The organism is Microbulbifer maximicatervae (SeqCode) (assembly GCF_052467695.1).
On record NZ_CP174320.1, the window covers coordinates 3,791,829 to 3,805,711 of the forward strand.

General features: G+C 48.9%; 13 protein-coding genes. 8 read left to right on the forward strand and 5 right to left on the reverse strand.

Translation table 11 applies throughout. The features are described from left to right. The first annotated feature begins 66 nt into the window (after positions 1-66). Both ACJJI8_RS16695 and ACJJI8_RS16700 read left to right on the forward strand, forming a co-directional pair. The gene (locus ACJJI8_RS16695; protein ID WP_444933072.1) at positions 67-567 is read left to right on the forward strand and encodes a GNAT family N-acetyltransferase; all 501 of its coding nucleotides are present in this window, start codon (positions 67-69) and stop codon (positions 565-567) included. Positions 568-604: 37 nt separating this feature from the next. Beyond that, complete coding sequence (locus tag ACJJI8_RS16700; RefSeq protein WP_444933073.1) at positions 605-1,159, forward strand: RNA 2'-phosphotransferase; 555 nt, start codon at positions 605-607, stop codon at positions 1,157-1,159. 167 nt (positions 1,160-1,326) lie between these two features. On the opposite strand, the gene ACJJI8_RS16705 is transcribed toward ACJJI8_RS16700, so the two are convergent. After that, complete coding sequence (locus ACJJI8_RS16705) at positions 1,327-1,581, reverse strand: DUF1330 domain-containing protein (protein WP_444933074.1); 255 nt, start codon at positions 1,579-1,581, stop codon at positions 1,327-1,329. Between the two features lie 620 nt (positions 1,582-2,201). Between ACJJI8_RS16705 and ACJJI8_RS16710 the strand changes: the two genes are divergently transcribed. Further along, positions 2,202-2,885 carry a hypothetical protein gene (locus ACJJI8_RS16710; RefSeq protein WP_444933075.1) on the forward strand — a complete coding sequence of 228 codons (684 nt, stop codon included), beginning with the start codon at positions 2,202-2,204 and terminating at the stop codon, positions 2,883-2,885. Positions 2,886-2,968: 83 nt separating this feature from the next. On the opposite strand, the gene ACJJI8_RS16715 is transcribed toward ACJJI8_RS16710, so the two are convergent. After that, on the reverse strand, positions 2,969-3,346 hold the full coding sequence (locus ACJJI8_RS16715) for a hypothetical protein (RefSeq protein WP_444933076.1): 378 nt from the start codon (positions 3,344-3,346) through the stop codon (positions 2,969-2,971). A 682-nt stretch (positions 3,347-4,028) separates the two neighbouring features. Here ACJJI8_RS16715 and ACJJI8_RS16720 point away from each other — a divergent pair. After that, positions 4,029-5,990 (forward strand): GMC family oxidoreductase, encoded by a 1,962-nt coding sequence (locus ACJJI8_RS16720; protein WP_444933077.1) that lies wholly within the window; start codon positions 4,029-4,031, stop codon positions 5,988-5,990. A gap of 46 nt (positions 5,991-6,036) precedes the next feature. Here ACJJI8_RS16720 and asnS read toward each other — a convergent pair whose 3' ends face one another. From asnS to ACJJI8_RS16735, 3 genes are all read right to left on the reverse strand, one after another. Continuing rightward, positions 6,037-7,443 (reverse strand): asparagine--tRNA ligase, encoded by a 1,407-nt coding sequence (gene asnS, locus ACJJI8_RS16725; RefSeq protein ID WP_444933078.1) that lies wholly within the window; start codon positions 7,441-7,443, stop codon positions 6,037-6,039. A gap of 199 nt (positions 7,444-7,642) precedes the next feature. After that, positions 7,643-8,116 carry a L,D-transpeptidase family protein gene (locus tag ACJJI8_RS16730; RefSeq protein ID WP_444933079.1) on the reverse strand — a complete coding sequence of 158 codons (474 nt, stop codon included), beginning with the start codon at positions 8,114-8,116 and terminating at the stop codon, positions 7,643-7,645. A 173-nt stretch (positions 8,117-8,289) separates the two neighbouring features. Beyond that, positions 8,290-8,586: a hypothetical protein gene (locus ACJJI8_RS16735; protein ID WP_282932628.1), complete on the reverse strand. Its 297-nt coding sequence runs from the start codon at positions 8,584-8,586 to the stop codon at positions 8,290-8,292. 264 nt (positions 8,587-8,850) lie between these two features. On the opposite strand from ACJJI8_RS16735, the gene ACJJI8_RS16740 reads away from it, so the two are divergent. The 4 genes from ACJJI8_RS16740 to ACJJI8_RS16755 all read left to right on the forward strand — a co-directional run bounded on the left by ACJJI8_RS16740 (position 8,851) and on the right by ACJJI8_RS16755 (position 13,845). Beyond that, a complete protein-coding gene (locus ACJJI8_RS16740) occupies positions 8,851-10,485 on the forward strand; it encodes an alpha/beta hydrolase (RefSeq protein ID WP_444913647.1) in 1,635 nt (544 codons plus the stop codon). Positions 10,486-10,536: 51 nt separating this feature from the next. Further along, positions 10,537-11,778 (forward strand): lipoprotein-releasing ABC transporter permease subunit, encoded by a 1,242-nt coding sequence (locus ACJJI8_RS16745; RefSeq protein WP_444933080.1) that lies wholly within the window; start codon positions 10,537-10,539, stop codon positions 11,776-11,778. A 62-nt stretch (positions 11,779-11,840) separates the two neighbouring features. Continuing rightward, positions 11,841-12,593, forward strand: coding sequence for a lipoprotein-releasing ABC transporter ATP-binding protein LolD (gene lolD, locus ACJJI8_RS16750; protein WP_413665861.1), 753 nt, complete (start codon positions 11,841-11,843; stop codon positions 12,591-12,593). Beyond that, positions 12,586-13,845: a lipoprotein-releasing ABC transporter permease subunit gene (locus ACJJI8_RS16755; protein WP_444933081.1), complete on the forward strand. Its 1,260-nt coding sequence runs from the start codon at positions 12,586-12,588 to the stop codon at positions 13,843-13,845. The genes lolD and ACJJI8_RS16755 overlap by 8 nt, the downstream gene beginning before the upstream one ends. Positions 13,846-13,883: the final 38 nt, after the last annotated feature.

A 13,883-nucleotide genomic window follows, 5' to 3' on the forward strand; every position in this document is an offset into this window, starting at 1 on the left:
CAACAAAGCATTGATTTTCATTGAAAGGGTGTCAGTAATAGGTTAAGGAATTGATGGTTTGTCCGAATGATTGAATTAAGAAACATTGAAAAGAGTGATGAAGCACTACTGGTTGAGTACTTAAATGATGAGTCAGTGCTTAAGTATTTGTCATCGAGAATTCCTCACCCTTATACATTGGAAGATGCGGCTTGGTGGGTTGATAAAGGTTGTGGGAAGGATGGGGTTGTAAAGGCAATAGAGTACAGAGGGACCTTTTGCGGGATTATAAGTATGCGTGAGCAGCTGTTTGAGCATTCTCACTCCGGTGAGGTTGGATATTGGGTTGCGCGAGAATTTTGGGGGAGAGGAATTGCTACTATTGCTTTGACTCAGTTTACTCGTGAGATTTTTTCTTCACAAAATATTGTCAGGCTTTATGCCTCTGTCTTTTCTGGAAATGTCGGATCAATGAAGGTTTTACAGAAGGCGGGGTATAAGCATGAAGGGACTTTAAGCTGCTCAGTAAAAAAAGGGGGTATTTATTTTGATGAGTACATTTTCGCCAAGGTGAATGTCCCATCATAAAATTTCGAGTTAAATTCTTAGTTGTGGAATATTAGAATTGAATAGAGATACTGAGTTCAGTAGAGAGCTGAGTAGGATATCAAAATACTTCAGCTACCTGCTCAGGCATAAGCCTGAAGCCATCGGCTTGTTTATGGATGAGAATGGATGGGTGGCAGTTGATGAGTTGATTCAGAAAACTGTAGACTTTGAGCTAAACAGGGATTTGGTTTCTGTCGTTGTGGAAACCAATGATAAGCAGGGGTTTTCTATAAGTGATGATGGTCTTTCTATCAGAGCCAATCAGGGACATTCTGTAGATATTAATTTACATTTAAGCCCCCTTGAACCACCAGGTGCGCTTCTCCATGGCACTGCAGAGCGTTTTGTTGAAGATATCCTCGCGCAAGGGCTTAAGAAAATGCAAAGGCATCATGTTCACTTGTCAGAATCTGAGGCTGTTGCTCGATCTGTTGGTGCCAGGTATGGCAAGCCCGTACTGTTAAGGGTGGAGGCTAAATCCATGCATCGAGATGGTTTTGATTTTTATCGCTCGGCTAATAATGTGTGGCTGGTTGATCATGTGCCAGTCAAGTATATGAAGTTACTTTAAAGGCAGGGGTTATCAGTATTGTTATATGGGTACTGTTAGTGGAGGGATACTCTAGAGTCAGCTTATTTATAAAGGAAGAGCCATTGATCAAGATACACCCTTTGAATGGATAGGCCTATTGGGGGTGAGGATAGCTTTATAAATTTTTATGCCATAATAAGGAATAATTATAATTTTTCTGTATACCAAATTTTTGGAGTTACAAGCACGCCAGCCTTTTTTCTAGATTCTTCAAGCTCACTACTATTGACAAACTTGATAGCATGCTCCTTCGAAGGAAACTCATGGATCACTGTTACATTGTGATGGTTGTCAATTTCTCGATATACAGATGTAGCTGTAGCGCCCATTTGCTTCACTATAGGCATAAACTCTTCTAGCACTCTGTGCCATTCGTTGAAGTCCTTAACATTCGCGTGCATAAATAGATGTATCATATGGATACCAGTTGGTCAGTAGATGTTGCGTGTTATACAACCTTGTGAATAGTTATAGTCGTTAGCTATTCAGGGTCAAGTTTTAAAAAGGTTCCCTATAGTAGCCTTTGGGTCGCAAAGGAGATGTTCGGCAGGTAGTTGGGGGTCGGTTGTTATAATAGCCCTTTAAATTTATTAATTGTATGGAGTCAGGGGATTTGAATTAAATAGTGTGGTTAGTTAAATGCTATCTTGTGAGTCAACCTTTGCCCCTTATTGCTTTGCCTGCTTTCTAATTAAATCCACGGGAAAAGTTCAAGCTCTGTATATTGCTATTTAATTGTGTGCGACGAGGTGAATCCAAGTGGGTACGATTGTTTTGTTTTGTTTTGGGTTTCTTATAAGGCTTCCATCTAAAAATAGTATTTTTAACTTATTGATTAACTTTTCTGAGTAAGTGTATCTTTCTATTTGTTTCTGCCCATTAATGAAAATAGATAGTTTGGCGGTAATTTTCGCAATGTGGCGTGTATCTACTGTGTTGAAATTTTCTGGTATCGGTAGATAGTGATACCAAGATTTGATTTTTAGTGCATATTGAAATTTGATTTTTTCTGGGGGAGCTTATGGATCTGACTATTTCTATTTTAGGGCATGCACTTACAGCTATCGCGGCTCTTTTGGCAATTCATGGGAAGACATGGGATGAAACCCAAATTGGCCTGAAAAGGGTAACCAGGATAGGCGGTGTTGCAGCCGGGGTGGCAGTTGTTGGTCTGGCGCTTTCAATCTTTCAGACTATCGATAAGTATCAGGAAAAAGCTGCTTATAAGGAATATGCAATTTCAAAAATTGAAAAGGGGTGGAGCAATCTTTTTGTTCCCTTTGAGGCGCTCCACTACCAGGTGACAGGCTTGAAACCCAAAAAGGGGGAGCACCTGGAGTTTGCCGAGTTGGTATTGAAGGAAAATCTATTGGCCAGCTTTGATAAGGTGGACTTTAAAGAAGTTCATCGATTCCCCAAGTTTGGGACAGTTGGGAATATGGTTTGTGCACAAACACTTTCAGGTATGGGGACGGTTTCCAGATATATTGAAGAGTACTCAGATCATTTGGGTTTAGAAATCAAGGCTTCGGTAGAAGAGTTGCAGTTAATGCCTGCTTTTTCCACACTAATACGATTTGGCGGCTGTCCCGGTATTAAGGGGCGCTCAGTCAACGATCCTGATCGTTATCAGGGGAAATTTGATACTCCGGAAATGCGAGCTTACATCAGGAAGTTAATCGCATTTCAGAAATTAATAGGCTAGGGGGTAAGTACTTAGTGGAGAGATAGCAAAATGGCAGCTCAATAGCATACCGTTTTGCAGTCGGCTGTGATCATGGTCATATATCAGACGGCTCGACCTTGCTTCTTGAATATTGTGATGGCGCTGATAGTGAGTTCCTTGACTAAAGCTTCAAATTTTTGCAACGGCATATTTCTAGCCGGAGCAATATTCAATAGGTGCTCGCTGACCTGAACGAGTTTCAACCCTTTGGGGGGGTGAATGTGGGCGGGAAATCTACAAACCCATCCTGTTAGTGGTAGTTTGTTGATAGCTTCTCTATCGAGAGCTTGAATTCCTTTGCCGTTAGCAATGATTACTTCGATATCATCAAGGTGGGTGGTATCAATGTTTTGGGGTTTTCTTGGTGTTGAGTTAGGTTTTCTAAAACTCTCGAGTTTTAAAAGTTCTTCGTAGGTGATATAGAGCCCTTTTCCAGACATTCTGATCTCCTTCTCACGGTCATCAACTAAAACTTGTGTCCGATGCTCCTGAGGATTTTGGGTTGAATCGGATCGCTTTTATTTTTTAGTGTTTATTAATCTAGTTGTTATTCCAAGAATCGCAATCAAATTCGATGATTGCATCATATAGACAGATTGATACTTTGGGCAATGTTTTAAGCTCTCAATAGGTGGGCTAAGAATATTCCAGCGACTGATTGTGTAGAAAATTCACGAAAACCGCCGTTGTGATCTGAGTTTGTTACTTGCCGGACTGGGTGATTTATTATTTTAAGCGTTGGCGTAATTCTTAAAATAATAAACTGCCTTGCAGTTATTCAAATTTATTTATGTTTCCTTTTTGAGGTGGTGTTTGAAGGTTTATCTGGCTGATTGAATTTTGAAGCGTGACGTTTGATTTTGGCCAGCTTAAAAACTCGTTTTCCTTTTATTTGATGCCTCACAGGTGCTTCTCTTCTGGGGTCTCCAGGTGGAATGGGAGAGGTTTATTTAATTTCATTTAAGAAGTCTTGCGTCGATATATCTTTTAGGCATGTGATACATCCTCGCGTTGGTAAGTAGGTCGAGTTTTAGATTAAAGCAATTTCTGTAAGACAGAATTGCAAAATCTGGCGTGCATAATGCTTATCTTGGATACAACGTATAAAAATGGATAAGCACTATGGAAGAGAAGGATTCGATTGACAAGAAAGTGTCGAGCAAAAAAATTAGTCGTAGAAATTTTACTAAAGGAGCGGTGCAACTGGGTATTGCTGCCAGCGCGGCTTCGACAGGATTGGTTTCCGCTCTCTCAATGTTGGATCGGAATTTCTATGATCAATATGACTACGTGATTGTTGGGTCCGGTGCGGGTGGGGGGCCATTAGCGGTAAATTTAGCAAAGGCGGGGTTTTCTGTTTTGGTGTTGGAAGCTGGTGCTGATGACCCCAGTGATGACACCCATAATATTCCAGCATGGCACCCCTTTGCGTCTGAAGACCCAAAATTGAGCTGGGACTTTTTTGTTAAGCATTATGCGGATATCAATCAGCAGAAACTGGACGAAAAATATGTTTCCGAGAAGGGAATCCTCTACCCACGGGCGAGTACTATCGGTGGTTGTACCACGCACCATGCATTGATTACAGTCTATCCACATAACAATGATTTTGACCGCATAGCTCGGGATACAGGGGATATCTCCTGGGGTAGCGCAAATATGCGGCGATATTTTGAGCGATTAGAGCGTTGTGAATATGTGCCCCGCCCAATTTTCTCCAATCCATCCCGCCACGGTTTTGATGGTTGGCTGCCTACGAATCGCGGCAATCCCGCTTTGTTGCTGGAAGACCCGGCGATCTTGAAAGTTGCGCAGGCTGCGCTGGCCAAGTATGGGCTCGAAGGGGCTCTGGAAAAAATTATCAGCGGCAATCTTCGCCTGGATATCAATCATTGGGACGTGGCCAGTGGCCAGGAAGGGCCTTTTATCGCCCCTATGGCAGCAGATAGCCGAAACCGCCGTACCAGTGTGCGCGAATACCTCTTAGATACCCAGTCAGTTTATCCAAACTTGCTTCATATTCGTACAAATTCACTGGCAACTCGTGTGTTGTTTGAGGGGAATACTGCTGTTGGGGTGGAGTTTTTAGAGGGGGCGAGCCTGTATAAGGCAGATCCTTACCATGACGAAAGCGGTACTGCCGGAGTCTTGAGGCAAGTGCGGGCAAATCGCGAGGTTATCTTGTCTGGAGGGGCCTTCAATAGCCCGCAACTTCTCAAGTTGTCGGGAATTGGTCCCGCCCATGAGCTCCGAGATCACGGCATAGAGCCCTTGCTAGATCTGCCTGGGGTAGGAGAGAATCTCCAGGATCGCTATGAGGTCGGAATCGTTAGTGAGATGAGTGAGGATCTTGCCCTTCTTAAAGATTGCACTTGGGGGGAGGGGAATGATCCCTGCTTAAATCGCTATCGCTATGGCTGGTTCAATCAGGGGCCCTACAGTGGAAATGGTCCAGTATTGTCTCTGGTCAAACGTTCCAAACCGGAGCTGGAAGATCCCGACTTGTTTATTTTCGGAGTGCCCTCCGACTTCCACGGCTACTTTCCCGGGTACTCCCAGGCATTGCGGGACTACAAAGACCGTTTCTCCTGGATTGTACTGAAAGGCCATACGAACAATACCGCCGGGCGTGTGACCCTGCAATCTGCTGATCCCAGGGACACACCGGAAATCAATTTCCACTATTTTGGTGAGGGTAATGATGCTCTGGGGGAAGACCTTCAAGCCGTTGTTGAGGGGGTAAAAATTTCCAGGGATATTATGTCGGGCCCTATTGTGAGCAAGCAGGTCTCCAGGGAATTATTGCCCGGTAATGAGGTTCAGTCAGATCAGCAAATTGGCGATTTTGTTAAGAACCAAGCTTGGGGACATCACGCTTCCTGTTCCAATAAAATGGGGCCTGCCAGTGATCCTATGGCAGTTGTCGACAGTAAATTCCGGGTTCACGGCACCAATAATTTAAGGGTGGTGGATGCTTCGGTGTTCCCCCGAATCCCCGGTTTTTTCATTGTGGTGCCGGTCTATATGATCAGTGAAAAGGCGAGCGATGACATCATTGCTACAGCAACTGGGCTGAGCGCTTGAAGATTGGTATGTGAAATAAAAAGCCCCGCAACGCGGGGCTTTTTATTTAGAACGAGATGTTCTTCGGTGTGCGCGGGAAGGGGATTACATCGCGGATGTTGCCCATGCCGGTCACGTAGGACACGATACGATCAAAGCCCAGGCCAAAGCCCGCATGAGGCACGGTGCCGTAGCGGCGGAGGTCGCGGTACCAGTCCAGGTGTTCCTTGGGTACATTCATTTCATCCATACGCTCATCGAGCTTCTCCAAACGCTCTTCACGTTGGGCGCCGCCGATAATTTCGCCGATTCCCGGTGCCAGAACGTCCATTGCGGCAACAGTTTTACCATCGTCGTTCATGCGCATGTAGAAGGCTTTAATATCCTTCGGATAGTTCATCACGATAACTGGTTTTTTGAAGTGCTTCTCTGCCAGGTAACGCTCATGCTCAGAGGCCAGATCAATACCCCAGGATACGGGGAACTCGAACTTCTCTTTGCAGCTTTCCAGGATTTCAATCGCTTCGGAGTAGTTGATGCGGGCGAAATCGTTGTCGATGATATTCTCCAGGCGGCTGATAGCCTCCTTGTCGATGCGCTGAGCAAAGAAGGCCATATCATCGGCGCGCTCTTCCAGTACCGCCTTGGATACAAACTTCAGCATTTGCTCGGAGAGATCGGCTACATCTGCCAGGTCTGCAAAGGCAACTTCCGGCTCAACCATCCAGAACTCTGCCAGGTGGCGAGTGGTATTGGAGTTTTCTGCACGGAAGGTAGGGCCGAAGGTGTACACCTTGGACATGGCCAGGCAGTAGCTCTCAACATTCAGCTGGCCGGATACAGTGAGGAAGCTCTCTTCGCCGAAGAAGTCCTTGCTGTAGTCCACCGCACCCTTATCTGTGCGCGGCAAGTTCTCCATATCCAGGGTACTGACCCGGAACATCTCGCCAGCACCTTCACAGTCAGAAGCGGTGAGAATTGGGGTGTGCACGTAGAGGAAGCCGTTCTCGTGATAAAAACGGTGAATCGCTTGGGCGATACAGTTACGTACGCGGGCTACGGCACCACTGACATTGGTGCGCGGGCGCAGGTGAGCGTGTTCGCGCAAGTGCTCCATAGTGTGGCGCTTGGGGGACATGGGATAGGTATCCGGGTCTTCCACCCAGCCGACAACCTGGACTTCGGTGGCGAGCAGTTCGATAGACTGACCCTTGCCTTCGGATGGTTTGATGGTACCGAGGATATCTACCGCGCAGCCGGTAGTCAGGCGCTGCACTTCTGACTGGTAATTGTGCAGGTGATTCTCAGCAACCACCTGGATCGGATCAAAGCAGCTGCCGTCATGTACGGCCAGGAAAGAGAGGCCGGCTTTGGAGTCGCGGCGGGTTCTGATCCAGCCTTGAACGCGGACTTCTTCGCCCTCGCGACCGCTGGATTTCAATAGGCTATCTACGGATTCGACTTTTACTGTCATTTTCTATCGGTTTCTCATTAGTCCGGAAGGTGGTGTTCTGTCAGCTTGCCTAAAAGTTGACCACCCCACCAAGGTGAAGTTACGGCGGGCATATTGACTGGTTGTAGAGGGGAAATCCAGTCCCTTGGCTATCGGGCAGCTCTTCAAAATCTCCCTAAGGACTTTGAAGAACTGTTATGGCCTCTATATTGGTGATGTCTCACCAGCGGATTGCAATGGGGGTGCCGATTTTTACGAGAGCCATAAACTCATCCATCTCGTCATTGGTAAGGGCAATACAACCATCGGTCCAGTTAAAACGTTGGGTGATTGGAGCGAGCCAGCCCAGTCGATTGCGCTGGCCATGGATCATAATGAAGCCACCTGGCGAGACTCCCCGAGCCTCAGCTTGAGCGCGGTCTTCGGCATTGGGGTAGGAGATATGCATTGCCCGATAATAAGAGGAGTCTTCTTTTTTGTAATCCAGCGTGTAGTGTCCCTCAGGGGTTTTTTCATCGCCTTCCTGCTGCTTGTGTCCTTGGGGTTGCCCGCCGAAGGCTACATGGTAGCTCTTTATAACCTTGTCGCCATCGAGCAAGTGCATTTTGTTTTCGGACTTAATCACTTCCACCAGGGTGACTTCAGCCTGGGCAATAGTGGTTAATGCAAAAAACAGAATGGCGATATAGCGCACGGCTTGTAACTCCGGTTGGAGGTGGTTGCTTCAGGTTGCTGTGATCTTAAATTTCCGAATCAGCAAAAGGGTGGGGCTGAATTATCTTGCAGCTGCAGCTGCAGCTAGAGTGGGGTGCTTCACTTTGGGTGAGGCAGGCAGCTTCAGTTGAGCGCCTGCCAGGATGTGCTAGATCAGCCGCTGGGTTTTTTCACTGTGTGTAGGACGGTGTCCTGTTCAAAGAAAACGTAGAACTCGCCGTATTCCCAGCGCGTGATAGCGGGTTCGCCAATTGGCCCTTCAATACCAAGGGGTTCTCCCAGGCGTGAGGTCACATCATGTTTTTTAAGCCCACGGACTTCTTCAATGGTGAGCTCCCCACCCTGGGTGCCTACGGGTACTTCAATGGTTGTCGCCTGGGCGCCAAAAGTAAGAAGTAGTGCCATTGAGCCAGCGAGACAATTCAATCCGCTGCGGAGTCTGCTGAACATTTTTTGTTCTCCGATGTAGATGTTCCATTAGCCGTCCCATTAAAACAGAATTTCCGCCAATGCTCCTGTTCTTCTTCACGTTTTCGCGTCAAGAATAGAAATAAATGCGCCTCTTTGGGATGTTTGGTGTCATGGATTGACGCCTACATTCTTGCAGCGTTGCTACTTCGAGTTTTGAATTGACGGAGCAGAAGAGGGCATGGCTGGTTGGCCAGGGGCCTATGCTAGGCTATTAGTTATGCTTGGCTTGTCGAGCGGACAAGAATGAGGCTGGTTAAAACCTTTTCAATTCTCGGCCTTCTGATCGGCTCCATCTGCTTTGCGCTTTCCCTTACCCCCTCCCTTGTTCCTCGCAGTGACTTTATGCAAGGAATATTGGCCGGCGTTGCGTTCTTTGTTGGCTATGCTTTCGGCGTCTTTCTTAGTTGGCTCTGGAAATACCTGGGTATTCCAAATCTGGCGGTTTCTCCATGGCAGAGGCGCTTATTTGATCGGAGCGTATTGGCTGTATGTCTCTTGGTTATCCTTTTATCTCTTTGGCAGGGAGTGAGGTGGCAGAACTCGATCCGTGCTCTTATGAGCATGGAGCAGGTGGGGTCCGTAGGACCGATTACTGTAGCTATGACCGCACTACTCATGTTCCTGGTTTTGTGGTGCCTGGGAAAAGGGTTTCAGCGAATAGTCCTCCTGGTGGCCTGCTATGTAGAGCAGCATGTGCCCGAGCGAGTGGCGATGCTTGTGGGTGTATTAGCGGCTGTGCTTCTTTACTGGGCTGTTTTTAATGGTGTGCTGTTAAAAGCAGGATTGCATGTAATTTCATCGACCTATCAGCGGTTAGATAATTCTTATGCAAAAAGTATTTCTCCACCGGCCGACCCCAACCTTCCTGGCGGCGCCAATTCGCTGATCAAGTGGGATGACATTGGCAATCAGGGGCGCCGGTTCTTAACGCTGGGGCCGACAGTGGAGGAGATAAGAGAGGTAGCTGGTTCTGCAGTACAGCCTATTAGGGTTTTCGTTGGGCTTGATAGTGCTTCGACGCCTATGAAGCGCGCTCAGTTGGCGCTGGAGGAATTAAAGAGGGTTGGTGCATTCAGGCGTGAGATCTTATTGGTGGCAACTCCAACCGGCGCCGGCTGGGTTGATCCCGGTGCTGTAAATTCTTTAGAGTTTTTGTATCGAGGTAATACCGCCACTGTTGCGGCGCAGTATTCCTATTTATCCAGCCCGATAGCGCTGATGGCGGATGATTCTGAGGGGCTCGAGTCGGCGCGAGCACTGTTTAAGGTCATTTATGATTATTGGGCTGAGTTGCCAGAAGATGAGCGGCCCCGAGTTTACTTGTTTGGCCTCAGTCTTGGCGCTCAACTTTCCGAAGACTCCTTCGACTTCTATGACATTATCGATGACCCGATTGATGGAGCCCTTTGGGCTGGGCCGCCCCTCGGTGTAGGCATGTGGAGCCGGATTGTCAGAAATCGAGATCCGGGCACTCCCGCCTGGCTGCCAGAGTTCAAAGGGGGGGAGGTGGTGCGCTTTGGTAATCAGTACGGAGGCTATATTGGTCGTGAGCCATGGGGTGAGTTCAGGATTGCATTTTTGCAGCACGCCAGTGACCCGATTGTCTTCTTTAGTGTGCGCTGGGCACTGGAAAGGCCTGACTGGTTGAACCATCCCAGAGGGCCTGATGTATCGCCGGATCTCCAGTGGTATCCACTGGTCACTGGCTTGCAGCTGCTGGCAGACTTAAATGTAGGGCTCGCTCCGTTATCTTTTGGTCATCGGTATACCCCGTGGGGATACACCTTAGCGTGGCTCGCCCTTACAGAACCAGAGGAGTGGGATGAGGAGGCGTTGAAGCGCCTGAAGGCCCAGCTCAAGACTTACAACGTTCGGTAAACTTGCCTAAATCTTTGGATTTCCTGACGTTTTTCCGTTTAAATCGACCCTATGTTAAAACCTGTTCCCCTATTTATTGGTCTGCGCTACGTGGCTGCCCGCCGCAGGCAGCAGTTTATTTCCTTTATCAATGGCTTTTCTCTACTGGGAATGGCCCTTGGTGTTTTTGCGTTGATTGTTGTCGCTTCTGTTATGAACGGCTTCGATCGTGAGCTTAAAACCCGAATACTAAGTGTTGTACCTCACGGCTTTATCGAGCGGGAAGGCGGTCTTGTGGACTGGGAGACACCTGCACGGCAGTTGGAAACTCAGCCACATGTCGAAGCGACCAGCCCTTTTGTGAATGGCTACGCCCTTTTGAGTGCTCATGGCAGCAGTCACGGTGCCCAGTTCCAAGGTGTGGAACCGCAAGCGCTGCGCAAGGTGTCTACCGTCGGTGAGCATATGGTGATGGGTAACCTGGATTTGCTCGAGCCTCGCAGCTATGGGGTGGTTCTGGGGCGAATCCTTGCCCATCAGCTCAATGTGATTCCCGGAGATTCGGTAATACTGACCCTGCCAGAAGTCAGCGTTACCCCCGCTGGTATATTCCCGAGAACAAAGCGTTTCACGGTTGCCGGTGTTTTCTCTGTGGGTGCGCAGGTGGATCAGAATGTCGCGCTGATCAATATTGAAGATGCTGCGCGTCTGACCCGGATGACGGGTAAGGTCCAGGGGCTGCAGTTGCGCTTTGACGATATGGACAATGCGCTGGGGCTTGTTTCTGTTTATGCAAATGAGCTGGGCGAGGGTTTTCAGGGTGAAGATTGGGGGGATTCCCAGGGAAGTCTTTTCCAGGCAGTTAAAATGGAAAAGACCGTTGTCACGTTGATGCTGATGATCATTGTCGCCGTGGCCGCATTCAATATTGTCTCCGCATTAGTACTGATGGTTGCGGATAAGCGCTCCGATATTGCAGTGTTGCGAACATTGGGGCTGACCTCCCGTCAGATTATGGCGGTATTTGTGATTCAGGGCAGTGCCATTGGTATTATCGGCGCTTTTGCCGGTGCTGTTTTAGGCATCGTGATAGCGATGAACCTGACTGAAATGGTGAGCTGGATTGAGTCGGTAGTAGGCGCCAAGATATTTGATCCTCGTGTTTTCTTTGTTAGTTACCTTCCTTCTGAATTCCGTGTCGGCGATGCAGTGGTGGTGTTAACGGCGGCAATTTGTATGAGCCTGCTGGCAACGATATTTCCTGCCTGGCGAGCGGCACAGATTGAGCCGGCGGAAGCTTTGCGTTACGAATAATTTATAGTAAGTCGGCCTGTTTTGGTGTGATTTATAGATGTTGAGAGACAGCGAATAATTTGATGAACAGTCGAGTGGAAATAGATACGGAAAAAGCGCAGCCAGCTCCGGCCCCGGATGGTGCTGTTTTGGCTTGTCGGCAATTGCGCAAACATTATCGCCAGGGAGGTCGGGATCTGGAGGTTCTGAGTGGTGTTGAGCTTGAGGTAAAGCGGGGCGAGAAATTGGCCATCGTCGGCGCTTCGGGCTCTGGTAAATCGACACTGCTCAACTTGCTTGGTGGCCTCGATACTCCAAGCTCCGGTGAGGTCTGGGTTGCGGGTAAGAATCTCGCTGAACTCAACGCCAATGAGCGGGGTTGGTTGAGAAATAGCAGTCTCGGTTTTGTATACCAGTTTCACCATTTGCTTAACGAGTTTTCCGCCCTGGAAAATGTCGCCATGCCATTACTGATCGGCAAGCGTTCAGTTGCCGAAGCTCGCAAAGAGGCCGAGGCCATGCTCACGGCGGTAGGCCTGGGTGAACGCATGGGGCACAAGCCATCACAGCTTTCTGGCGGTGAACGGCAACGGGTGGCCATTGCCCGGGCACTGGTGACAAGACCCGCCTGTGTTTTGATGGATGAGCCCACCGGCAATCTGGATCGGGCTACGGGGGCAGAGATCCACAAATTGATGGATCGCTTGAATCAGGAGATGGGAATTAGCTTTGTGATCGTTACCCATGACCCGGATCTGGCGGCGGCCCTGGATCGCTGTCTGCATCTGATCGATGGGCGGCTGACCGCTGACTGGCACCAGGGTGATCATGTTTAAGCCACTTCCCGCTTATATTGGGCTTCGCTATGCCGGTGCCCAGCGCAGAAATGACGATTCGGCCGGTTTGGTCTCGTTCATTTCCGGTTTATCGATGATTGGTTTGATCCTCGGTGTTGCCTTGATGATTGTGGTGATGTCGGTGATGAATGGTTTTGACCGGGAGTTGCGCGAGCGAATCCTGGGAATCATGCCTCATGTCACTATTTACAACGGGAGCCCTGATGTGGATTGGGCCCAGTTGCGCCAACAATTGGTTTCCGACCCTGCGGTTCTCTCCGCGGCAGAAGTGTGGCAGGTCAATGCGCTTGCCAGGCGTGGGGCTGAAGTGACGCCGCTGTTGGTGCAGGGGGTCAACCCGGAGACAATTACCGAAGTCTCCAATATCGGGGACTTCCTTGAATCCTCATCCTTCGATGCCTTGCTTGACCCGTCTGAACCGGGTGTGGTTCTGGGTAAAGCGCTTGCTGAAAAGTTGGGGGTTGAGGCGGGTGATTACCTTTCCCTGATTGTGCCAAATAACGATAGTGCCACCGGTGCACGCAAGGCAGCCAGGGTTGCTGGATTTAAAGTGGCACAGGTTTTTCACTCTGGCACTGTATTGGACCAATCTCTCGCCCTGGTTGCCTGGCAGCAGGCCAGGGCTCTGGCTGGAGGTAGCGGTGGGGCAGGGGTCCAGTTACGGGTCAATGAAATGCTCGAGGCCAACTGGATTATGCGGCGTCTTCTGCAAGACCTGCCTCGGGGCAATTTCTACGGCACTGATTGGAGCAGAACCCACGGCAACCTCTACCAGGCTATTCAGATGTCCCGCAACCTGGTGGGGTTACTGGTTTTCCTGATTATTGCGATTGCCGCTTTTAATGTGGTTTCCACTTTGGTGATGGTGGTTATCGATAAGCATACTGATATCGCCATCCTCCGTACTATGGGTGCCAGTACCCGGCAGATTTTGCTGACTTTTGTGAGTCAGGGGGCGTTGGTCGGGCTTGTGGGGGCTGTAGTTGGTGGTGCGTTGGGGGTGTTGGGCTCGCTGACGGTGACCAAATTGGTAGCGGGGCTGGAATCAATGCTCGGCATCCAGTTCCTAAAGTCTGATGTCTATCCCGTGGATTATTTGCCGTCCCAGTTGGTGTGGGGAGACGTGGCACTGGTTGTGGCGGCGGGCTTTCTGCTTAGCTTGCTGGCAACTTTGTATCCGGCGCTTAAGGCCAGTCGGATTCAGCCGGCAGCGGCCTTGCGCAATGAGTAAGTCGGGCCGGGCTTTTGGGTAGGGTCTCAATTTTTAGA

Coding starts and splice junctions, on each gene's coding strand:
- ACJJI8_RS16695 (WP_444933072.1), top strand. CDS start 67: ATGATTGAATTAAGAAACATTGAAAAGAGTGATGAAGCACTACTGGTT.
- ACJJI8_RS16705 (WP_444933074.1), bottom strand. CDS start 1,581: ATGCACGCGAATGTTAAGGACTTCAACGAATGGCACAGAGTGCTAGAA.
- ACJJI8_RS16710 (WP_444933075.1), top strand. CDS start 2,202: ATGGATCTGACTATTTCTATTTTAGGGCATGCACTTACAGCTATCGCG.
- ACJJI8_RS16715 (WP_444933076.1), bottom strand. CDS start 3,346: ATGTCTGGAAAAGGGCTCTATATCACCTACGAAGAACTTTTAAAACTC.
- ACJJI8_RS16720 (WP_444933077.1), top strand. CDS start 4,029: ATGGAAGAGAAGGATTCGATTGACAAGAAAGTGTCGAGCAAAAAAATT.
- asnS (WP_444933078.1), bottom strand. CDS start 7,443: ATGACAGTAAAAGTCGAATCCGTAGATAGCCTATTGAAATCCAGCGGT.
- ACJJI8_RS16735 (WP_282932628.1), bottom strand. CDS start 8,586: ATGTTCAGCAGACTCCGCAGCGGATTGAATTGTCTCGCTGGCTCAATG.
- ACJJI8_RS16740 (WP_444913647.1), top strand. CDS start 8,851: ATGAGGCTGGTTAAAACCTTTTCAATTCTCGGCCTTCTGATCGGCTCC.
- ACJJI8_RS16745 (WP_444933080.1), top strand. CDS start 10,537: ATGTTAAAACCTGTTCCCCTATTTATTGGTCTGCGCTACGTGGCTGCC.
- lolD (WP_413665861.1), top strand. CDS start 11,841: ATGAACAGTCGAGTGGAAATAGATACGGAAAAAGCGCAGCCAGCTCCG.
- ACJJI8_RS16755 (WP_444933081.1), top strand. CDS start 12,586: ATGTTTAAGCCACTTCCCGCTTATATTGGGCTTCGCTATGCCGGTGCC.